The sequence below is a fragment of the Streptomyces sp. LX-29 genome (assembly GCF_029541745.1).
GTDB lineage: Bacteria > Actinomycetota > Actinomycetes > Streptomycetales > Streptomycetaceae > Streptomyces.
The window spans coordinates 4,631,358-4,652,740 of sequence record NZ_CP089746.1; the positions used below are offsets into that span (position 1 = coordinate 4,631,358).

General features: G+C 72.5%; 15 protein-coding genes and 1 riboswitch. Of the genes, 13 read left to right on the plus strand and 2 right to left on the minus strand.

Annotated features, from left to right (window positions below):
• Positions 1-93 precede the first annotated feature (93 nt).
• From LRS74_RS19985 to LRS74_RS19995, 3 genes are all read left to right on the plus strand, one after another.
• The gene (locus tag LRS74_RS19985) at positions 94-477 is read left to right on the plus strand and encodes a hypothetical protein (RefSeq protein WP_277742274.1); all 384 of its coding nucleotides are present in this window, start codon (positions 94-96) and stop codon (positions 475-477) included.
• Between the two features lie 218 nt (positions 478-695).
• Positions 696-1,952, plus strand: a complete 1,257-nt coding sequence (locus tag LRS74_RS19990; protein ID WP_277742275.1) for an Ig-like domain-containing protein — start codon at positions 696-698, stop codon at positions 1,950-1,952.
• A 326-nt stretch (positions 1,953-2,278) separates the two neighbouring features.
• Positions 2,279-5,590, plus strand: coding sequence for a S8 family serine peptidase (locus LRS74_RS19995; protein WP_347178143.1), 3,312 nt, complete (start codon positions 2,279-2,281; stop codon positions 5,588-5,590).
• A 75-nt stretch (positions 5,591-5,665) separates the two neighbouring features.
• Here the strand turns inward: LRS74_RS19995 and LRS74_RS20000 are convergent, their stop codons facing one another.
• Positions 5,666-7,141: a DUF2079 domain-containing protein gene (locus tag LRS74_RS20000; protein ID WP_277742276.1), complete on the minus strand. Its 1,476-nt coding sequence runs from the start codon at positions 7,139-7,141 to the stop codon at positions 5,666-5,668.
• Positions 7,142-7,232: 91 nt separating this feature from the next.
• Between LRS74_RS20000 and LRS74_RS20005 the strand changes: the two genes are divergently transcribed.
• On the plus strand, positions 7,233-7,889 hold the full coding sequence (locus LRS74_RS20005) for an HNH endonuclease family protein (protein WP_277742277.1): 657 nt from the start codon (positions 7,233-7,235) through the stop codon (positions 7,887-7,889).
• A gap of 78 nt (positions 7,890-7,967) precedes the next feature.
• Here the strand turns inward: LRS74_RS20005 and LRS74_RS20010 are convergent, their stop codons facing one another.
• Positions 7,968-8,678 (minus strand): hypothetical protein, encoded by a 711-nt coding sequence (locus LRS74_RS20010; RefSeq protein ID WP_277742278.1) that lies wholly within the window; start codon positions 8,676-8,678, stop codon positions 7,968-7,970.
• A 332-nt stretch (positions 8,679-9,010) separates the two neighbouring features.
• Between LRS74_RS20010 and LRS74_RS20015 the strand changes: the two genes are divergently transcribed.
• The 9 genes from LRS74_RS20015 (at position 9,011) to eno (ending at position 21,234) form a co-directional block, all read left to right on the plus strand.
• On the plus strand, positions 9,011-11,170 hold the full coding sequence (locus LRS74_RS20015; protein WP_277744846.1) for an N-6 DNA methylase: 2,160 nt from the start codon (positions 9,011-9,013) through the stop codon (positions 11,168-11,170).
• A gap of 109 nt (positions 11,171-11,279) precedes the next feature.
• The gene (locus LRS74_RS20020; protein WP_277742279.1) at positions 11,280-11,951 is read left to right on the plus strand and encodes a hypothetical protein; all 672 of its coding nucleotides are present in this window, start codon (positions 11,280-11,282) and stop codon (positions 11,949-11,951) included.
• Positions 11,948-13,552 (plus strand): serine/threonine-protein kinase, encoded by a 1,605-nt coding sequence (locus LRS74_RS20025; protein ID WP_277742280.1) that lies wholly within the window; start codon positions 11,948-11,950, stop codon positions 13,550-13,552. The genes LRS74_RS20020 and LRS74_RS20025 overlap by 4 nt, the downstream gene beginning before the upstream one ends.
• Before the next feature lie 168 nt (positions 13,553-13,720).
• Complete coding sequence (locus tag LRS74_RS20030; RefSeq protein WP_144386807.1) at positions 13,721-14,344, plus strand: SurA N-terminal domain-containing protein; 624 nt, start codon at positions 13,721-13,723, stop codon at positions 14,342-14,344.
• Between the two features lie 143 nt (positions 14,345-14,487).
• Positions 14,488-15,477, plus strand: a complete 990-nt coding sequence (locus LRS74_RS20035; RefSeq protein ID WP_277742281.1) for a nucleoside triphosphate pyrophosphohydrolase — start codon at positions 14,488-14,490, stop codon at positions 15,475-15,477.
• A gap of 137 nt (positions 15,478-15,614) precedes the next feature.
• Positions 15,615-16,877: a cytochrome P450 gene (locus LRS74_RS20040; RefSeq protein ID WP_277742282.1), complete on the plus strand. Its 1,263-nt coding sequence runs from the start codon at positions 15,615-15,617 to the stop codon at positions 16,875-16,877.
• A gap of 180 nt (positions 16,878-17,057) precedes the next feature.
• The gene (locus LRS74_RS20045) at positions 17,058-18,215 is read left to right on the plus strand and encodes a transglycosylase family protein (protein ID WP_347178144.1); all 1,158 of its coding nucleotides are present in this window, start codon (positions 17,058-17,060) and stop codon (positions 18,213-18,215) included.
• A gap of 271 nt (positions 18,216-18,486) precedes the next feature.
• A riboswitch (cyclic di-AMP (ydaO/yuaA leader) is annotated at positions 18,487-18,639 on the plus strand.
• A 3-nt stretch (positions 18,640-18,642) separates the two neighbouring features.
• Positions 18,643-19,422, plus strand: a complete 780-nt coding sequence (locus LRS74_RS20050) for a transglycosylase family protein (RefSeq protein WP_277742284.1) — start codon at positions 18,643-18,645, stop codon at positions 19,420-19,422.
• A gap of 531 nt (positions 19,423-19,953) precedes the next feature.
• Positions 19,954-21,234, plus strand: coding sequence for a phosphopyruvate hydratase (gene eno, locus LRS74_RS20055; RefSeq protein WP_277742285.1), 1,281 nt, complete (start codon positions 19,954-19,956; stop codon positions 21,232-21,234).
• Positions 21,235-21,383: the final 149 nt, after the last annotated feature.

Below are 21,383 nucleotides of genomic sequence, written 5' to 3' on the forward strand. Positions count from 1 at the left end.
CGAATTGGCCCCGTGCGTCCGATCGTAGTGACAACAGCGGGTCGCACGGAAGCGAGGCCGGGACCGCGGGCTGCGGGACCTTACGCTCCGTGCATGACTGCTCAAGAAATGTCGCGTTTTGTGAGACTTCGAGTGGAGCTCGTGCTGGAGATCGGCGATCCCACCGTCCTGACCCGAGCGGCCCTCGACCGCATCGAGGAGGACGCCGGCATGGCGGACGAGGAGCGGGGTCGGGCCCGCGACGACGCCCAGCGGGATCCGGCGGAGGCGCTGGCGTACCTGATCGATCCGGTCGAACTGGTGGACTCGGTGCCGGGGGCGGAGTTGGCCCAGGCATCATGGACGTGCGAGGAGATCCCGTACGACCCGGACGCCGCCGACTGGGAGCGGGCCATGGGGTGGGAACTGGACGACGAGCTCGACCACGATCTGGACGACGAGGCTGACGACGAGGCCGAGGAACCAGGGCGGGGGTGAGGCTGACGACGCCGACGACCAGGTCGGCGGCGTGGGGGCGAGGGCGGCCGTCGCCGCAGGTAGGAGATTCATGTCTCAGCCCCGACCCGGCCACGAGTGGTGTTGCGCACAGTTTTCACCCCGAGTGGAACCGCACACTGGCTGAACGCGTTCTTGTGTGAGTGCCGGGGCGCTTGTGAGGCAAACGTGCCGGTTCGGGGTTTTGGGGAACAGCAGTGATGGAGATGCGTGTGATGACGGACGGCAAGCGTCGTAAGGGCATGGTCGCCGTGGCCGCCGTGCTCGGCGGCGTCCTGACCCTGGCCGCGTGCGGCGGGGACGACGACGGCGACAAGGGCAAGGACGGCCACGGCAAGTCGCAGTCCCAGGTGGACGAGGCGGCGGCCAAGAACGCCTCGGACGCCCGAATAACGATCACGCCCAAGACCGGCACGCCCAACGCCGGCATCAACAAGGACGCCAAGGTCACCGTCAGCGACGGCAAGCTGACCAGCGTCACGATGACCGACGCGGCCGGCACCCCGGTCAAGGGCACCATCGCCGCCGACGGCGCCAGCTGGAAGCCGGACGCCCAGCTGGAGCGGGCCACCCAGTACAAGATCGTCGCTGAGGCGAAGGACGCCGATGGCCGCAAGGCCACCGGGAACTCGTCCTTCACCACCGTCGCCCCGACCAACAGCTTCATCGGCACCTTCACGCCGGAGGACGGCACCACGGTCGGCGTGGGCATGCCGGTGTCGATCAGGTTCGACAAGGCGGTGACCAACAAGAAGGACGTGCAGTCGCACATCACCGTCACCTCCTCCAGCGGCCAGAAGGTCGTCGGCCACTGGTTCGACGGCCAGCGCCTGGACTTCCGCCCGCAGGAGTACTGGAAGGCCGGCTCCACGGTCACCATGAAGCTGAAGCTGGACGGCGTCGAGGCGTCGAACGGCGTCACCGGTGTCCAGGACAAGACCGTGACCTTCAAGATCGGTCACTCGCAGGTCAGCACGGTCGACGCCAAGGCGCACACGATGACGGTCGTGCGCGACGGCAAGACCCTGAAGACCATCCCGATCTCCGCGGGCAGCGCGGAGAACCCGACCTACAACGGTCAGATGGTGATCTCCGAGAAGTTCAAGGAGACCCGGATGAACGGCGACACGGTCGGCTTCAAGGGTGAGTACGACATCGACGACGTGCCGCACGCGATGCGACTGTCCACCTCGGGCACCTTCATCCACGGCAACTACTGGGGTTCCGACTCGATCTTCGGCTCGGTCAACACCAGCCACGGCTGCGTCGGCCTGAACGACGTCAAGGGCGCGGGCGACCCGAACCAGGACGGCGCATGGTTCTTCGAGAACTCGCAGGTCGGTGACATCGTCGAGGTCAAGAACTCCCCGGACGACACCATCAAGCCGGACAACGGCCTGAACGGCTGGAACATGGACTGGAGCGAGTGGGTCGCGGGTAGCGCGACCGGCGCCTGATCCCGCGTCCCACGCGGACAGACCCCAGCCTCCCCCCGAACACACGCAGCACCGCCAGGCGGCGGACCGGCCAGCGCCGGTCCGCCGCCTGTGGCGTTTCGGCGGGTGGATGTCGCGTTGTCGACCGAACCTGAAGGTCGAGTTCACCGTCTTAGCCTGAGAACCGGGTCATGAGACCCAACTGCCCGTCTACGCCTCACTATTGACGATCAGTTCACCCCCTGCATACTGAGTATGCGGGGGGTGGTCAAACCCCCCGTTTCGGTGAACTATCCTCACCTGGGGGAAAGTTGCGTAGAAAATTACATACGGTCTGGGCTGCTTCCGTGGCGAGTGCCGCGGCGGTGGCGCTGGCAGCCGGGATGACCTCCGCGCCGGCGTCGGCCCAGGAACGGGGGGCGGCCGCGCGGGGCGGTTCCGAGCAGGGATCGCGCGGCGCGGAGAAGACGTGGATCACTCTGATCACGGGTGACCGGGTGGCGGTGGACGCCGCCGGGCAGCCGGTGGCGCTGGAGCGGGGTAAGGGGCGCGAGCACATACCCGTGCAGATCCAGCGGGTGAACGGGCATGTGTACGCGGTGCCGCTGGACGCCCAGCGGCTCATCGGGTCCGGGCGTGTCGACCAGCGCCTGTTCGACCTCACCACCCTCAGCAAGCCGGAGTACCGGGAGCGGATGAGCTCCGGGCTCCGGCTTGTCGTCATGTACAGGGGCGAGCGTCCGGCCGCGCGGGCGGCACTGCGGGAGGCCGGGAACGCCGAGGTGCGGCGCACCTTCCCGCGGCTGAACGCGGACGCGGTCAGCACGACGCACCAGGACGCCGGCGCCGTGTGGGACGCGCTGACCAGCGAGGCGAAGGGCGCGCCGTTCCGCAACGCGGCCTCCGGCGTCGCGGCGGTGTGGCTGGACGGCATCCGCAAGGCCAACCTCGACAAGAGCGTGCCGCAGATCGGCGCTCCGGAGGCGTGGAAGGCCGGGTTCGACGGCAAGGGCACCAAGATCGCCGTGCTGGACACCGGGGTCGACCAGACCCATCCGGACCTGGCCGGCCAGGAGATCGCGGAGAAGAACTTCTCCCAGGCCGCCGACGCCAAGGACCGGGTCGGGCACGGCACCCACGTGGCCTCGATCGCGGCGGGCACCGGCGCCAAGTCCAAGGGCAAGTACAAGGGCGTGGCCCCCGGGGCCAAGATCCTCGACGGCAAGGTGCTGGACGACGGCGGCTCCGGCGGCGACTCCGAGATCCTGGCGGGCATGGAGTGGGCGGCGGCCGAGAAGGCGGACGTCGTCAACCTCAGCCTCGGCGGGCCCGACTCGCCCGGCGATGACCCGCTGGAGGCGGCGGTCAACAAGCTGTCGGCGTCGACCGGCACGCTGTTCGTGATCTCCGCCGGCAACGAGGGCCCGGGCGCCGGCAGCGTCGGCTCCCCGGGGAGCGCGGACGCCGCGCTCACCGTCGGCGCCGTCGACAAGAAGGACAAGCTCGCCGACTTCTCCAGCATCGGCCCGCGCGTCGGCGACGGCGCGCTCAAGCCCGATGTGACCGCCCCGGGCGTGGACATCGGCGCGGCCGCCGCGCCCGGCAGTCTCATCGCCGAGGAGGGCGACCCGGTCGCGCCGGGCTACGTCTCCATCTCCGGCACCTCCATGGCCGCCCCGCACGCGGCGGGCGGCGCCGCGATCCTGGCCCAGCAGCACCCGGACTGGACCGGCGCGCAGATCAAGGCCGCGCTGGCCGGCTCGACCGTGCCGGGCAAGGGCTACACCGCCTTCCAGGAGGGCTCCGGCCGGATCGACCTGCGCAAGGCGACCAAGCAGAGCGTCATCGCCAAGGAGGTCTCGCTCTCCTTCGGCAAGCAGCTGTGGCCGCACACCGACGACAAGCCGGTCACCAAGCAGCTCACCTACCGCAACCTGGGCGGCACGCCCGTCACCCTGGACCTGGCGGTGACCGCGGCGGCGCCGAACGGCAAGCCCGCGCCGGACGGGTTCTTCAGCCTCGACAAGAAGCAGCTCACCATCGCCCCGGGCGCTGAGGCGAGCGTGGCGGTCACCTCCGACACCCGTCTCGGCGGCACCGTCGACGGCGCGTACAGCGCGGTGGTCACCGCCACCGGCGGCGGCCAGTCCGTGCGCACCGCGGCCGCGGTGGAGCGCGAGGTCGAGTCGTACGACGTGACCCTCAAGCACCTGGGCCGCGACGGCAAGCCCGCCAAGGTCTTCGGCAGCTACCTGGACGGTGTCGGCGGCCTGGGCACCGAGGTCTTCCAGTACGTCGACGACACCACGACGCCGCGTGACGGCAAGCTGCGCCTGCCCAAGGGCCGCTACGTGCTGAGCGGCTCGATCCACGACAGGGCCGCGGACGGCGCGGACTGGATCAACCAGCCGCGACTCGACGTCACCAAGAACGTCACGGTGACGCTCGACGCCCGTAAGGCCAAGCCGATCAAGATCACCCCGCCGGACAAGAAGGCCACGTCCGAGTTCGCCTCCATCAACATGACCGTCTCCGGGAAGGGCTTCTCCACCGGGTTCGGTTGGTGGCTGAACGACTACAAGGGCTTCCGCACCGCGCACCAGGGCCCGGCCCTCGGCCGCGACGAGCTGAGCCAGCACATCGGCCAGACCCTGCGCCGGGGCGCCACGGAGTACCACCTGGCGTTCGGCGGACCCACCACCAAGGTGGCCACCGGCTTCGTCCGCAAGGTGAAGGCCGGCGACCTGGCCAAGGTGACCGCGAAGCTCGGCGCCTCGGTGAGCGGTCGTTGGGGCTACCTGACGCCGTTCCCGCACCTGGGCGGAGAGGGTGGCGGCTCGGCCGTCGCCTTCGAGCGCAAGCTGCCCAGCACCGCCACCCTGTACCTGACCGCCACGGGCGGCGTGAAGTGGGCCTTCAACTTCGAGCAGATCGCCAGGTCCGACGACGAGACGCGGTTCGAGACCTCGTACGGCACCGAGCCCCTCGCCTTCAAGGCGGGCCGGGCGTACACCAAGAACTTCAACGTCGGTGTCTTCGGCCCCGCGCTCGGCAAGGAGTTCGGCGTCTTCCGCAAGGGCGACACCCTGACCCCCATGATCCCGCTCTTCGCGGACGGGCAGGGCAACCCGGGCGGTTCGCTGTTCGACATCGCCAGGACCACCCTCCGCCGCGACGGCAAGGTGATCGGCACCAACGGCGACCCGCTGACCGGTGAGAAGACCTTCACCGTGCCCTCCGGGCAGGGGTCGTACAAGCTGAGCACCTCGGTGCACCGCAGCAAGGTCGCCAAGGTCTCCACGAAGATCACCGCCGACTGGACCTTCTCCTCCCAGAAGGTCTCCGCCAAGACCCGGCTCCCGATCTCGGTGGTGCGCTTCACCCCGGCTCTGGCGGTCGACTCCACCGCCAAGGCGGGCGCCACGGTCAAGGTCCCTGTCGCCGTCCACGGCGCGGCCGCGGGCAAGAACCTCAAGTCGCTGACCGTCTACGTCTCCTACGACGACGGCAAGAGCTGGAAGAAGCTGGCCGTCAACGGCGGCAAGGTGACGGTGAAGAACCCGAAGGCCGGTAAGTCGGTCTCCTTCAAGGCCGTGGCCGCCGACAAGAAGGGCAACACCGTGACGCAGGCGATCCACCGGGCCTACCTGACCAAGTAGCCCGCCCCCGCCTGTCGACGCGACACACGCACCACGGCCCGCCGGAGCCCACGGCCCCGGCGGGCCCCGCGCTTCTCAGGCCCGGTCGCCGCCCACCCGCTTGAGGACGTAGACGCCGCCCGAGGCGCCGACGAGGCGGTACTCCTCGTCGGGGTGGAGCTGCCGCGCGTAGTCCGTCATGTGCTGCGGGGTGCGCGGCTCGTCCTCTTTCATCGCTATGTAGTCGGGCGCTATGCCCCGGGTGTCCCCGACCCAGAAGACCCGGCAGCGGTCGGTGAGCCGGCTGATGGGGCCGACGTTGGCCTCGACCGTGGCGTCGTCGGGTATCTCGCCCAGCACCCGCTCGGCGTCGGCGACGGCCGCGGGCTTGCGGTAGGTGTCCGGCTCGGTGAGGCCGTACAACGGCAGCGAACTGGTGAGGGCCACGCCGGCCGCGGCGACGGCGACCGGGAGCTGGCGGGCGTAGGCGGCGAGCCAGGGGCGCCGGCTGCGGCGGGTGCGGTGTATGGCGTCGACCAGGGCCAGGAAGACGACGGGCATCAGGACGGCGTTGTAGTGCCAGTCGGTGCCCCAGTAGTGGTCGTCGTGGGAGACGAAGCGCCAGCCGAGGGTGGGCACGGCGGCCAGCAGCAGCGGCGAACGCAGCGCCAGCAGGCCGGCGGTGGGCAGCAGCACCCAGGCCAGGGTGCGCAGCGCGGTGTCCAGCGGGATGGTGGCGGTCGCCTCGCCGCCCTCCATCTTCTTCCAGTAGGCGTAGTCCCCGGAGCCGTTGAACTCCGGTATCACCACGCCCAGCGCCAGCGCCGAGGCGATCACGCCGAACGCCGCCAGCCCGATGGCCAGCGCGGACAGCCGCGCGTCGCGCCGTCCCCAGCTGCGGAAGAGGATGACGGCGCCGATGGCCGCGACCGTGGCGCCGAGGTCCTCCTTGACGAAGACCAGGGGCGCCGTCCACAGCATCGCCCGGTACCAGCGCTCCCGGACGATCGCCTCCAGCGCGAACGCCAGCAGCGGCATCGCGAAGGCGATCTCGTGGAAGTCGAAGTCCACCGCGCGCTGTATGCCCCAGGACAGGCCGTAGGCGACGCCTATCAACAGCCCGCGGCCGCGACCCAGCAGATGGGCGGCGAGCCGCGCGACCGGCACCGCGGAGAGCGCGAACAGGGCGGCCTGGACGACGAGCAGGGTGACCGGGGTGGGGAAGACCCGGTAGAAGGGCGCCACCAGCGCGGTGACCGGGCTGAAGTGGTCGCCGAGGATGTGGGCGCCGGGGCCCTTGAGGTCGGCGACGGGCGCCTGGAGGTGGGCGTAGGCCCTTATGGCCTGTTCGAAGATGCCCAGGTCCCAGGACATGGTCGCCATGCGGCGGTAGCGGCACACCGACAGCGTCGTGTACGCGACGAACAGCGCGCCCGCCAGCCAGTACGGGTCCAGCCGCGGGTTGCGCAACGCGGCGGCCCGGGAACGGAGGGGTGAGGGTTCCGCGGCGGCGGCCGTCTGGTCCGCGGTGTCGCCTGTGGTGCCGGGCGGGACTGCGGCGGCCGTGTCCATCCAGGGTCCTTATCGTGTGGGCGTCTGTGCGAAAAGATACGTGAAGGGGGTGGCGCGGTTGCAGGGTCGGTTCGGTGGTCCGGGGCGGGCCGTGGCCGCCGTACTCGTCGTGCTGCTCGCCGCGGGCGGCTGCTCCGAGCGCGGTGGGGACGGGGGCGGCGGGGGCCGGGGGAGCGGGGCGTCGGGCCCCGCCCTGGAGGCTGTGGCCTCGCTCACGGTCAAGGGTCGGGCGCCCAGGGCCGGTTACGAGCGTGAGGCGTTCGGCAGCTCCTGGAGTGACACCGACCACAACGGCTGCGGGACCCGCGACGACATCCTCCGACGGGACCTGGCGGAGGTGACCTTCCGCGACGGGCACTGCGAGGTCGCCTCGGGCACGCTCGACGACGACCCGTACACGGGGAGGACGGTGCGCTTCGTGCGCGGCCGCAGCAAGGTCGACATCGACCATGTGGTGGCGCTCTCCGACGCCTGGCAGAAGGGCGCGCGGACCTGGGACCGGGATCGTCGGGTGGCGTTCGCCAACGATCCGCTCAACCTGATCGCGGTCGACGCCTCGGCGAACCGGCGCAAGGGCGACGGCGACACGGCGACCTGGCTGCCGCCGCACCGCGCCTACCGCTGTGACTACGTGGCGCGGCAGGTGGCGGTGAAGCGGAAGTACGGGGTGTGGGTCACCCGCGCGGAGAAGGGCGCGATGGTCCGGGTGCTGCGCGGCTGCCCGAAGACGCGGCTGCCCCGGCGGTGAGCCGCCGGGGCAGGGTGGGGACGAGGGCCCGGCCCCTCGTCCTCGTCTGGGGACGGGGGTGTGCGGGGGCGAGGGGCGTCAGCTCGCCTTCTTCCAGGTGGCGCAGCCGTTGGTCTTGAAGTAGACGTCGCCGGGGGCGATGGTCACCACGCCGTTCCCGGTGACGTTCTCGTTGGCGATGATCGACGTGGTGGCGTCGTGGAGGGCGTCCTTGTCGCGCTCCCAGTAGCAGCCGAGCTCCTCGGTGTTCCCGGTGGACTTGTAGGTGCCGGGGGCGATGTCGACGCCCACCTTGTACATCCCGCTGCCGGAGACCTCGGTCTTGGGGGAGCCGGTCTCCTTGGCCGGGACCAGCTCCCAGTCCGCACAGCCGGTGGACTTGAAGACCTTGTCGGTGGCCTTGACGGTCACATAGCTGGCGCCCACGACGTTGTCGTTGGCGAGGATCGAGTCGGGCTCGCCGCTGGAGTCCTTGGCCCGCTCCCAGTAGCAGCCGTCGTCCTCCCCGTTGTCGACGGAGCGGTAGGTGCCGGGCTTGATGTCGGTGCCGACCTGGAGGGTGCCCTCGCCGTCGACGGTATCCCCCTTCTTCTTCTCTTCCTTCTTCTCCCCGCCCTGGCCCCCGCTGCCGGCGGCGGAGGTGTCCTTGCTCTTGTCGCTCTTGTCGTCGTCTCCGCCGCCCCCGGCCGCGACCCCGCCGATGGCCACGACGGCGATGATCGCGCCGGCGGCCGTGAGCACCTTGTGCCGGGCGAACCAGTTCCGCTGCTTCTGCTGACGCTGAGACATGACGGCCCCCTTCGGGCGGTGAGTGGATCTCCGTGAACCGATGGGTCAATAACAACAGAAGCTGTGAACCGCGTCAACACGATTCACGCGTGGTGTCCGGTCCACGCGGCGAGGGGGTCCTTTTGGGGTACACGGGTATGCTCGCCGTCACAGCAGCCCACGCGCGCCAGGGGAACGGGAGCCGACCGGTGCCGGACAACGCACACAAGGCAGAGCAGCCAGAGAAGGCGCACGCGCCGGAGAAAGCGCACGCGCCGGAGAAAGCGCACGCGCCGGGGAAGGCACACGCGCCGGAGAAGGCCGAGAAACCGGACACGGCCGACAAGACCGAGGTGACCGCCGCCGGGATCGCCCGGCTCGCCGGGGTGGGCCGCGCCGCCGTCAGCAACTGGCGCCGTCGCCACGCCGACTTCCCCAAGCCGGTCGGCGGCACCGAGACCAGCCCCACCTTCGCCCTCGACGCCATCGAGCACTGGCTGCGCGCCCAGGGCAAGCTGGCCGAGGTGCCGCTGCGGGAGCGGGTCTGGCAGCTGCTCGCCGGCCACCCCGCCGGCGCCGCCACCGCGCTCCGCCACGCCGGGGCGGTGCTGCTGCTGGTCCGGCACCGGCCCGCCGCCTGGGGCGAGCTCAAGGCCGCCGACGACGCCCAGCTCGCGCAGTGGCTGCCCACCGCGCTCGCCCCCGTGCTCAGCGCCCGGCTCGGCGACCGGCACCCGGTGCGCGTCCCCGGCCCCGCCGAGCTCGCCGCCGACGCCGCCCTGGTGCGCGGCGCCGCCGAACTCGCCGCGGAACTGGGCCCGCGCGAGGCGTTCGAGTTCCTGCTCGGCCGCCATCTGGACGCCAACCCCCGGCAGTACACGCTCACCCCGCCCGGCCCGGCCGCCCTGATGGCCGCGCTGGCCGGCGTCGGCGCGGACTCCGGGCGTGGCGATGTCACCGTGCTCGACCCGGCCTCCGGAACGGGTGGGCTGCTGGCGGCGGTCGGCGGCGCGCGGACCGTCTGCGCGCAGGAGTCGGCCCCCGAGCTCGCCGCCGTCACCGCGCTGCGGCTGGCCCTCGGCTCCGACGCCCGGGTGCGGGTGCGCGACGCCGACAGCCTGCGCGCCGACGCCTTCTCCGGGCTCGCCGCCGACGCGGTGGTCTGCCACCCCCCGTTCAACGAGCGCAACTGGGGCCACGACGAGCTCGCCTACGACGCCCGCTGGGAGTACGGATTCCCGGCCCGCACCGAGTCCGAGCTGGCCTGGGTGCAGCACGCGCTGGCCCATCTGCGCGACGAGGGGGCCGCGGTGCTGCTGATGCCCCCGGCCGCCGCCGCCCGCCGCTCCGGCCGCCGCATCCGCGCCGACCTGCTGCGCCGGGGGGCGCTGCGGGCCGTGATCGCGCTGCCCGCGGGCGCGGCCCCGCCGTACGGCATCCCGCTGCATCTGTGGGTGCTGCGCCGCCCCGGCGCGGGCCGGCCCGCCGCCCCGCACCTGCTGCTGGTGGACGCGGCCGAGGCGCCGGGCGGCGGCTCGGGCGCGGGGGCCGGCGCGGGCGCCGGCGGCCGGGACCGCCTCGACTGGCCGGCCCTCCAGTCCACCGTGCTCGCGGCCTGGCGGGCCTTCGACCGGGACGGGGGGCCCGATCGGCGCGACGGCGGCGAGGGGCTGCCGGGGGTGTGCCGCGCCGTGCCGGTCATCGAACTCCTCGACGACGACGTCGACCTGACGCCGGCCCGCCACCTCCCGCCGCCGGCAGCCGGCGCCGGAAGCGCCGAGTTGGCCGCCGTGCGCGACCGCCTGGCCGCCACCCTGGCCCGCACCGCCGAGCTGACCCCGCAGGCCCCCGCCGCCGACCCGGACGCGACCGCGACGGCATCGGGCGCGGGCGGCGGCCGGTGGCCCATGACGACGGTCGGCGAACTGGCCCGCGCGGGCGCGCTGGTGCTGCGCACCGGCGGTGCGGGACAGCTCGGGGCGGCGGGCGGCGCGGGGCCCGCCGTCCTCACCGAGCAGGACGTGCTCTCCGGAACGGGACCCTCCGGAACCCTGCCGGGCGGCGCGGCGGGCGCGACCGGGGTCGGCGGCGCGGCCGGATCCGGCGGTGAGGAACCGGTGCTGACCGCTCCCGGCGACGTCGTCGTGCCGGTCCTGGGCGGCGGATCCGTCGCCCGTGTCGTCGACGAGGCCACCGCCGGAGCCGCCCTCGGCCGCAACCTCGCCCTGCTGCGGCCCGATCCGACCGCCCTGGACCCCTGGTTCGTCGCCGGCTACCTGCGCGGCAGCGCCAACCAGCGGCAGGCCAGCAGCTACGCCTCGACCGCCACCCGGCTCGATGTGCGCCGGCTGCACCTGCCCCGGCTGCCCCTGGCCGAGCAGCGGCACTACGGCGAGCGCTATCGCACCCTCGCCGCCTTCGAGGAGGCCCTGCGGCTGGCCGGGCGGCTGGGCGAGCGGCTGGTGCAGGGGCTGTACGACGGACTCGCGGACGGAACCGTCGGGGTGGAGTGAGCAACCCGACAGCCGATCCGTACAACCCCCCTACCAGCGGCGCTGTCGGTGTATACGCTCAGACCCGCGTCCCGTCCGTGTACCGTCCCGTCAGGTTTCAGGAGCAGCCATGTACGGCTCCGGCTTCCCGCAGCCGCAGCGCCCCTCGACCCCCTTGCTGGTCGTGCTGCGCGTGCTCTTCGTGGCGCTCTCGGTGCTCAGCCTGGGGCTGCTGGCCTGGGCCGCCATGCTGCGGATCGCCATCGTCCGGCGCCGCCCCCTGGACTGGGCGCTGTTCTGGGGCGCGCTGACGCTGGCGATCATCGCGATCGTGGCGTTCAGCCACAGCCCGGACGACCCGCGGGCGATCGACTACGTCTTCCTGGCCGCGATCCTCTCGATGGCCGTCGGGGTCCCGGTGCACTACCTCTTCGCCGACATCCGGCACCACCAGGGACCGCCCCGGACCCCGGTGCCGCCCGTGTCCCCGTACGCCGCGGGCGCGCCGACACCGCCCCCGTCCCCGTACGCCGCGGCGGCACCGACGCAGCCGGGCGGCTACGGCTACCCGCAGCAGCAGCCACAGCAGCAGCCCCAGCCGCCGTACGCGCAGCCCCAGCCCTACGCGCAGCCGCAGCCCTACGCACAGCCCCAGGCGCAGCCTCAGCCCCAGGCCGGGCCGCCGGCCCAGCCCCAGCCGTACACGCCGCCGCAGCCGCGCCCGCAGCCTCAGCGCATCGACCAGGTCCGGGCCGAGCTCGACGAGCTGAGCGACTACCTCCGCAGGGAGCAGGACCGTTGAACGGACGTCTCGTAGCGGACCGCTATGAGCTGGCGACCCTGCTCGGCCAGGGCGGCATGGGGCAGGTGTGGACCGCCTACGACCGGCGGTTGGACCGTCGGGTGGCGGTGAAGCTGCTGCGCACCGACCTGATGGCCGGCGCCGTGGGGGGCGGGGTCGACGACCCCGCCGAGGAGCTGCGCCGCCGCTTCGTGCGCGAATGCCGGGTCACCGCCCAGGTCGACCACCGGGGCCTGGTGACGGTGCACGACGCGGGCGGCGACGGTGCCGACCTGTACCTGGTCATGAGCCATGTCGAGGGCGCGGACCTGGCGGACCACCTCGCCGAACACGACCCGTACCCGTGGCGGTGGGCGGTGTGCGTGGCCGCTCAGCTGTGCGCGGTGCTCTCCGCCGTGCACGCGGTGCCGATCGTGCACCGCGACCTCAAGCCGCGGAACGTGATGGTCCGGCAGGACGGCACGGTCACCGTGCTGGACCTCGGCGTCGCCGCCGTCCTGGACTCCGACACCACCCGCCTCACCCGCACCGGCTCGCCCATCGGCTCGCCCGCGTACATGGCGCCCGAGCAGGCGATGGGCGGCGCCGTCGGCCCGTACACCGACCTGTACGCGCTGGGCGTGCTGCTCCACGAACTCCTGGTCGGCCAGGTGCCCTTCGCCGGCTCCACCGCGCTGGGCGTGCTCCACCGCCATCTGTACGAGCCCCCGGTGCCGGTCCGGCAGGTCCGCCCCGAGGTGCCCGAGGCCCTTGAGGCGCTGGTGCTGCGCCTGCTGGCCAAGGATCCGCGGCACCGGCCCGCCGACGCGCAGGAGGTCTACCAGGCACTGGCCCCCCTGCTGCCGACCCCGGGCGGGCCGTGGACGGCCGCCGACGGCGCCCCGGGGCAGCCGGGGGCGTCGGGAGTCGCGGGGCCCACGGGCCCGATGGACCCCACCCGTCCGTTCCTCCGCCCGCACGCGCCCTGGCCCGACCGCGCGGCCACACCGCCGCCCACGCCGGCCCCCGCCGCACCCGCACCCGCCCCGGCCGGCGGCGGGCCGGACATCGCCGCGGCCGTCGACGAGGTGAAGCGGCTGCTGGACCACGGCCGGATCACCCAGGCCGTGGACATCCTCGGCGGCGTCCTCCCGGCCGCCGCCGCCCGCCACGGCGAACACTCCGGCGTCGTCCGCAGCCTGCGCAAGCAGTACGCGGCCACGCTCATGGACGACGGGCAGTACCGCCGCGCCCTGCCCGAACTGCGGCGGCTCGCCGACGAGTACGGGGCGGAGTCGGGGCCGGTGGCGCTGCGCCAGTCGCTCCAGTTCCGTTACGAGGCAGCCCAGTGCCTGGAGCAGCTCGGGGACGCCGCCTCCGCGCTGGTGGAGTACCGCACCCTGCTCCCGTACTTCGAGCAGTACGCCGCCGCCGACCCCGCCCAGCCCTTGGAGATCCGCCGTCGCATCGGCCATCTGCTGCTCTCCACCGGCGACCGGGCCGCGGCCCACGACACGCTCGCCCGGTTGCTGTACGACGCCGAGCGGCTGCACGGCCCGCACCACCCGTTCCCCGAGGAGCTCCGCCGCACCCTCCAGTGGCTGGGCCAGGTGCACGGCTGAGCAGCGCGCCGGGCCGGTCCCACGGTCCCCATCCACCCCGCGCTACTCAATTCCCGCCGAATCGTTGGTCGAATCAGTGGCTAGAGCCGCCATGACTCCCTACCATCGATCAACGCCAGGTCGGTCGATGTCCTTGTGACGCACGATCTCTGCCGGGAGGCTGCTTCGATGAACCGCCGCCGCACCGCGTACACCCTCTCCGCCGCCGCGCTGCTGGCCGCGACCCCGCTTCTCACCGCCTGCGGCAACGACGCGCACCCCGGTGCCGCCGCAGTCGTCGACGGCCGCCGCATCACCGTGGCCCAGCTCCAGGCCCAGGTCAGAGAGGTGCGGGACGCCCAGCGTGACCATCCGCAGGCGGAGCAGCTGATCGCCGGCTCCGGGCGGCTGAGCCAGGACACACTGATCCGGATGATCCAGTACCGGGTGATCGAGCGCGCCGGCGCGGACCACGGGATCCGCGTCACCCGGCGTGAGGTGCAGGAGGAACGCGCCAGGACCGAGGCGCGGGAGGGCGGCGCGGCCACGGTGCGCGGGCTCTACCTCCAGCAGGGCATCGCGCCCGACCAGATCGACGAGGCCGTCCGGGCCGACCTGACCCGCGACAAGCTGCTGGCGAAGCTGGGCACCGAGGGCGCCAACACCGCCTTCGCCCGCACCTCCGAGGACCTCGCCATCGACGTCAATCCGCGCTTCGGCAGTTGGGACGACCGGGAGGGCACCGCCAAGCTCGCCCAGGAGCCCTGGCTGCGTGAGACGCCGCCGACGGTCGCGGCGCCCGAGCCCGCGTAAGCGGCCGCCGGCCCGGGCGGAGCTCCCGGGCGCCGACCGGCGCCGGGCACGGGCGGGCCGGCGCCGGGGTCGGGTCGCGGGCCTGGGGCACGGCCGCCGTCCCCGGTCGCGGCGGCCGCTCGGACCTGGGTTACGTTCGAAGGGTGAACGCTTCCCGCAACGGCACCGGCCTCGGCGACCCCGGCCGACTGGTGCTGCTCACCACCAGCCACCGCGTCGCCCCCGGCCTGCTGTCCTGGCCCGCCTGGCGGGCCCTGCGCGCCGCCGACCGGGTGCTCTGCGCCGACCTCGACCACCCGCAGCTGCCCTACCTCCGCGAGGCGGGTGTGGATGTCGAGCGGGCCGAGCCCGCCGCCCGCGAGCTGGTCGAGTACTGCGTCGACGGTGGCCGCATGGCCGTCGTGATCACCTCCGCGGACGGCGAGTCCGCGCTCACCGACGGGCTGGCCCGGATGGCCGGCTCGGGCCGCGAGCAGATGCCGGACCTGGAGCTGCTGCCCGGCTCGTACGACCTGCCCGGCGCCCGGCTGCTCGACCTGGTGCAGGTCATGGACCAGATCCGGGCCGAGTGCCCGTGGAGCGGCGAGCGCACCAACGCGGAGCTGGTGAAGTACGGCCTGGAGGAGGCGTACGAGCTGGTCGAGGCCATCGAGGAGGGCGACCGGCAGGCGCTGCGCGAGGAGCTGGGCGACGTACTGCTCCAGGTCGTCTTCCACGCCCGGATCGCCCAGGACGACCCGGACGAGCCCTTCTCCATCGACGACGTCGCCGCCGGCATCGTGGACAAGCTCATCCACCGCCACCCGCACGTCTTCGGCGAGGAGACCGCGCACACCGCCGACGAGGTCCGGGAGCACTGGCTGCGCACCAAGGCGGCCGAGAAGCGGCGCGACTCCGTCACCGAGGGCGTTCCGCTGGGCCAGCCCGCCCTCGCCCTCGCCGCCAAGCTCGCCTCCCGCGCCCGCACGGCCGGCCTGGACGTGGCCCCGCCGGAAGGCGAGGGCGTCGGCTACGAGCTGCTGGCGCTGGCCGTACGGGCGGAAGGCGAGGGCGTCGAGCCCGAGTCGGCGCTACGGGCCGCCGCGCGGGCCTACCGCGACGCCATCCTCCTGGCGGAGGGCGCCTCCGACTGAGGGGTCGGCCCCGTGGTCGGCGTAGGGCCCGCCTTCGACGGGGCGGCGCCGGCCCCGGCGGGGCGGTCGCCGTCCCCGGCGGGAGGGAAAGAGGGCCGTCCTCTCCCGTCCTCGGCTCAGGGGATACCGTCGATGACATGTCCGATCAGTCGCCGTGTGCCCGTTCCGCCGCCGCGCCCGAGCTCTTCACCTGGGAGTTCGCCACCGATCCGTACCCCGCGTACGCCTGGCTGCGCGAGCACGCGCCGGTACACCGGACGGAGCTGCCGAGCGGGGTGGAGGCGTGGCTGGTGACGCGCTACGCGGACGCGCGGCAGGCGCTGGCGGACCAGCGGCTGAGCAAGAACCCCGTGCACCACGCGGAGCCCGCGCACGCCAAGGGGAAGACGGGGATCCCCGGCGAGCGTAAGGCCGAGCTGATGACGCATCTGCTCAACATCGACCCGCCGGACCACACCCGGCTGCGGCGGCTGGTGTCCAAGGCGTTCACCCCGCGCCGGGTCGCGGAGTTCGCGCCGCGGGTGCAGGAGCTGACCGACGGGCTCATCGACGGCTTCGCCGGGCGCGGCGAGGCGGACCTCATCCACGAGTTCGCCTTTCCGCTGCCCATCTACGCGATCTGCGATCTGCTCGGCGTGCCGCGCGAGGACCAGGAGGACTTCCGCGACTGGGCCGGCATGATGATCCGGCACGGGAAGGGGCCGCGCGGCGGCGTCGCCCGGTCCGTGAAGAAGATGCGCGGCTACCTCGCCGAGCTCATCCACCGCAAGCGCAACGCCCTGGGCGACGACCTCATCTCCGGTCTCATCCGCGCGTCCGACCACGGCGAGCACCTCACCGAGAACGAGGCCGCGGCGATGGCGTTCATCCTGTTGTTCGCCGGCTTCGAGACCACCGTCAACCTCATCGGCAACGGCACCTACGCGCTGCTGCGCCACCCCGAGCAGCGGGCGCGCTTCGAGCGGGCGGTGGCCGAGGGGGACGAGGAGCTGCTCGCGACGGCGGTGGAGGAACTGCTCCGCTACGACGGACCGGTGGAGATCGCGACCTGGCGGTTCGCCACCGAGCCGCTGACGCTCGGCGGGCAGCGCATCGCCGCGGGCGACCCGGTGTTGGTGGTGTTGGCCGCGGCCGACCGCGACCCCGAGCGCTTCCGCCATCCGGACACCCTGGACCTCTCCCGCGGGGACAACCAGCATCTCGGATACGGCCATGGCATCCACTACTGCCTGGGCGCGCCGCTGGCCCGGCTGGAGGCGCAGACCGCCCTCGCGACCCTGCTGCGCCGCCTGCCCGACCTGCGACTTGCGGCCGAGGAGAGCGATCTGCGATGGCGTGGCGGGCTCATCATGCGGGGGCTGCGCACCCTCCCGGTGGAGTTCTCCGCGTCTGAAAAATGACGCGGAATCAACTATGTGATCTCTGCGTGACCTCCACTACATCGACTTGTGACTGTCAGGTGGCCGCATTATCTTCAACCCTCGACTCAGCCGCCACACGAGAGGCCCGTACGTATGCGCTCCGGCACTGGTAGACATCGCCGTCCCCGTCAGGCTCCGGCCATCGTCGTCGCAGCCGGCGTGACCGGCGCGAGCATCGCGCTGCCGCTGATGGGTGCGACCAGTGCGAACGCCGCAGACACCGCCACCTGGGACCGCGTCGCCGAGTGCGAGAGCGGCGGGATGTGGAGCGCCAACGAGGGCAACGGCTTCTACGGTGGGCTCCAGCTGACGCTCGACATGTGGAAGAGCCACGGTGGCATCGACTACGCCCCGCGTCCGGATCTGGCCAGCCGCTCGCAGCAGATCGCCGTGGCCCAGAGCATCCTGAAGGCCCAGGGGCCGAGCGCCTGGCCGGGCTGCGCGGTCAACGCCGGCCTCACCCAGGGGGGCAGCGCCCCGGAGGTGGACCCGGGCCGCACCCTGCCCCCGGAGCCCGACCCCATCCCGTCCGAGACTCCCGACCGCCCCTCCGGGGAGACGGACAAGGAGAAGGACCAGGGCGAGGAGGCCGACCGGGACGCGGACAAGGACGCGGACCAGGACGCGGACAAGGGCGAGGACCAGGACGCGGACAAGGGCGAGGGCCAGGACGCGGGCAAGGGCGAGGACGCGGACCGGGGCGCCGACCAGGGCTCGGACCGGGGCGAGGACCCGCGGGGTGACGACGACCGCGAGGGGCCCGCGGATCCCGTGGACCCCCAGGCGCCTGACGGGGGCTCCGACGACTCCGGAGGCGACTCCCGGGACCCGCGCGGCTCCGACGGCTCCGAAGGCTCCGACGGGTCGTCGGACACCGGCCGACCGGGTCAGCCCGACGAGGCGGAGCCGGGCACCCCCGGGGGCCGGGACGGCGAAACCGGCACCGGCGTGGACGAGGGCCCCGCTACCGACACCCGCGAGGGCACCGGGCGCCACCGCGGCCAGCCGGACACCCGCGCCCCTGAGGACGGCGACCAGCGCAGCGGACGGCACGCCTCGCGCGACGGCCTGGAGGGCCGGGACGGCTCCACCGGCCCCGGCGACTACACCGTGCGACCCGGTGACAACCTGTCAGTCATCGCCGAGGAGAACAAGGTTCCCGGCGGCTGGCCGGCGCTCTACGACGCCAACGAGCGCGTCGTCGGCAAGGACCCGAACGTGATCCAACCCGGACAGCAGCTGGTACTTGACGCCGAGAAGGCTCCGGAGACCGGCGCCGACCAGGACGCCACGAAGGCGTCGAAGACTCAGAAGTAGTGCTGACGAAGGCGGTTCGCTGCGGTATGCCCGAGTTTGGTGAAAGTGAGATATGGATCTCTTCGCCTATTCGGGTGTATCGCCCGTGTCCCGCCTTCGTACGCCACTTCTGACCTGCGGCGATGTGGGTTCCCCGGTCCAAACGGGGCTGAGATTCCACGGATGTTGGGGTTTGAGCTCTCCGGGGGGATGTGCTTACCGTCGTCATCGCTCGCACCGCGAGTGCCACCGACCGTCACGCCGAGTCCTGCCAGCGGTCGGAGGGATTGTCGACGCGCAAGCGCCGAAGGCAGGAGCGGGGGACCCAACGTATGTGCCGGGCCCTCCGGCTAGGGGTGAAGTCGCACGCGGTCACCGCACGCGGCCGGGCAACTCACGTGCCCGAACCCGACAGCTCACCTCGTAGGCGTCGGTGAGGAAACCCAACATGCTTCATGGCAAGGGCAAGCATCGTCGTCCCTCCAAGGTCACCCGCATCGCCACCCTCGCCGGTGTCGCCGGCGCCGCGGTCGCCGTCCCGCTGATGGGCGCCACCGCCGCCAACGCGGCCACCACCGAGCAGTGGGACCAGGTCGCGCAGTGCGAGTCCGGGGGCAACTGGTCCATCAACACCGGCAACGGCTACTACGGCGGCCTCCAGTTCTCGGCCTCCACCTGGGCCGCCTACGGCGGCACGCAGTACGCGCCCACCGCCGACAAGGCCAGCAAGTCCCAGCAGATCGAGATCGCCCAGAAGGTGCTGGCCGGGCAGGGCAAGGGCGCCTGGCCCAAGTGCGGCGTCAACCTGACCAGCGGCGGCAGCCAGGGCTCCGGCTCGGGCGGCTCCCAGGCGCACACCCCGTCGCAGAGCCAGAGCCACACCCAGTCGCAGTCGCAGGCCCAGTCCCGGCCGCAGACGCACCAGCAGTCCCAGCCGCAGGCCCGGCCCACCGCCCAGCCGCAGCCCGAGCGCACCACCCAGGCCCCGAAGGCCAACCGCTCCCAGGAGCGCCAGGCCCAGCCGCAGCAGTCCGCGCCGCGCCACGCCGCCCCCAAGACCATCCAGAAGGGCGACGGCGAGTACCAGGTCAGGGCGGGCGACACGCTGTCCACCATCGCCGCCGCGCAGCACGTCGACGGCGGCTGGCAGAAGCTCTACGAGCTGAACGACGACATCGTCGGCGACGCGGACCTCATCTACCCGGGTCAGATGCTCGACCTGCGCTAAGGGCTCCGCGGGAAGTGCCGTGACGGGCCGTCGTTCGCCTGCGGGCCCGTTGTGGCTGGTCGCGCAGTTCCCCGCGCCCCTTCAGGGCGCTGCCGAACCGCAGCCGACTTCACCAGAGCCGCTTAGCCCCCTTTTCAGGGCTCGGTTCGCCTGAGTGCGCGCGCGCCCTTCGGCTCACTCGCCGGAGTGCGCGCGGGGCCGGAGTGCGCGCCCGGCCGCAGTGCGTGCGCGGTCGGGAGTCAGGGGATCGTCCCCCTCGTCCCCACATCCCCGCAGTCCCCCTCTCGGCTGAGCCGCCCCAGCCTCAGCTGAGCCCCCACGCCGGCCCCGGCCGGGCGCGCCCCACCCCCCGTAACGGGCGCCCCGCCGGGGCCGTGCGCCTTCTCCGCTCAGCGAACAGCCGCCGATTCGCCCCACGATCAGGGCTTTTGGGGTGTGCGCCGTCTCGTCCGGCGGGCGAAGGGCGGGCACAGCGCCCCGGGCCCGTTAGGCTCGTGTCGCAGAACCCAGACACATACGAAGGAGACCCTCGTGCCGTCCATCGACGTCGTCGTAGCTCGCGAGATCCTCGACTCGCGAGGCAACCCCACGGTCGAGGTCGAGGTCGGCCTCGACGACGGCAGCACGGGTCGTGCTGCCGTGCCGTCCGGCGCCTCGACCGGCGCCTTCGAGGCCCTCGAACTGCGTGACGGGGACAAGAACCGCTACAACGGCAAGGGCGTCGAGAAGGCCGTCCTCGCCGTCATCGAGCAGATCGGCCCGGAGCTCGTCGGCTACGACGCCACCGAGCAGCGCCTGATCGACCAGGCGATGTTCGACCTGGACGCCACCCCGGACAAGTCCTCGCTCGGCGCCAACGCCATCCTGGGCGTCTCCCTGGCCGTCGCCCACGCCGCCTCCGAGGCGTCCGACCTCCCGCTCTTCCGGTACCTGGGTGGCCCCAACGCCCACCTGCTGCCGGTCCCGATGATGAACATCCTGAACGGCGGCTCGCACGCCGACTCCAACGTGGACATCCAGGAGTTCATGATCGCGCCGGTCGGCGCGGAGTCCTTCTCCGAGGCGCTGCGCTGGGGCACCGAGGTCTACCACACCCTCAAGTCGGTGCTGAAGGAGCGCGGCCTCTCCACCGGCCTCGGCGACGAGGGCGGCTTCGCCCCGAACCTCGACTCCAACCGCGAGGCGCTGGACCTGATCCTGGAGGCGATCCAGAAGGCCGGCTACACCCCGGGCCAGGACATCGCGCTGGCGCTGGACGTCGCCGCCTCCGAGTTCTACAAGGACGGCTCCTACGTCTTCGAGGGCCAGGAGCGCACCGCCGCCCAGATGACCGAGTACTACGCCGAGCTCGTCGAGGCGTACCCGCTGGTCTCCATCGAGGACCCGCTGTTCGAGGACGACTGGGACGGCTGGAAGACCATCACCGCCAAGCTCGGCGACAAGGTCCAGCTCGTCGGCGACGACCTGTTCGTCACCAACCCGGAGCGCCTCGGCCGCGGCATCGAGGAGGGCGCCGCCAACGCCCTGCTGGTCAAGGTCAACCAGATCGGCTCGCTCACCGAGACCCTGGACGCCGTCGAGCTGGCCCAGCGCAGCGGCTTCAAGTGCATGATGTCCCACCGCTCCGGCGAGACCGAGGACGTCACCATCGCCGACCTGGCCGTCGCCACCAACTGCGGCCAGATCAAGACCGGTGCCCCGGCCCGCTCCGAGCGTGTCGCCAAGTACAACCAGCTGCTGCGCATCGAGGAGATCCTCGACGACGCCGCGGTGTACGCGGGTCGCAGCGCGTTTCCCCGCTTCAAGGGCTGACGCCCTGAAGCTCGGCTTCCCGCGCTTCAAGGGCTGACGAACACCGCCGGTCACGGCGATGCGTCCAGCTTCCGTACGTCCCCGGCCGCGGTCCCGTACCGTGTCCGGGGACGTACGTGCGTATGTGTCACGGCTGACGGGGAGGCGGG

Excerpts from the sequence above, each read along its gene's own strand:
- LRS74_RS20020 (WP_277742279.1), top strand. The coding sequence starts at position 11,280 with ATGTACGGCTCCGGCTTCCCGCAGCCGCAGCGCCCCTCGACCCCCTTG.
- LRS74_RS20000 (WP_277742276.1), bottom strand. The coding sequence starts at position 7,141 with ATGGACACGGCCGCCGCAGTCCCGCCCGGCACCACAGGCGACACCGCG.
- LRS74_RS20050 (WP_277742284.1), top strand. The coding sequence starts at position 18,643 with ATGCTTCATGGCAAGGGCAAGCATCGTCGTCCCTCCAAGGTCACCCGC.
- LRS74_RS20040 (WP_277742282.1), top strand. The coding sequence starts at position 15,615 with ATGTCCGATCAGTCGCCGTGTGCCCGTTCCGCCGCCGCGCCCGAGCTC.
- LRS74_RS19985 (WP_277742274.1), top strand. The coding sequence starts at position 94 with ATGACTGCTCAAGAAATGTCGCGTTTTGTGAGACTTCGAGTGGAGCTC.
- LRS74_RS19990 (WP_277742275.1), top strand. The coding sequence starts at position 696 with ATGGAGATGCGTGTGATGACGGACGGCAAGCGTCGTAAGGGCATGGTC.
- LRS74_RS20010 (WP_277742278.1), bottom strand. The coding sequence starts at position 8,678 with ATGTCTCAGCGTCAGCAGAAGCAGCGGAACTGGTTCGCCCGGCACAAG.
- LRS74_RS20030 (WP_144386807.1), top strand. The coding sequence starts at position 13,721 with ATGAACCGCCGCCGCACCGCGTACACCCTCTCCGCCGCCGCGCTGCTG.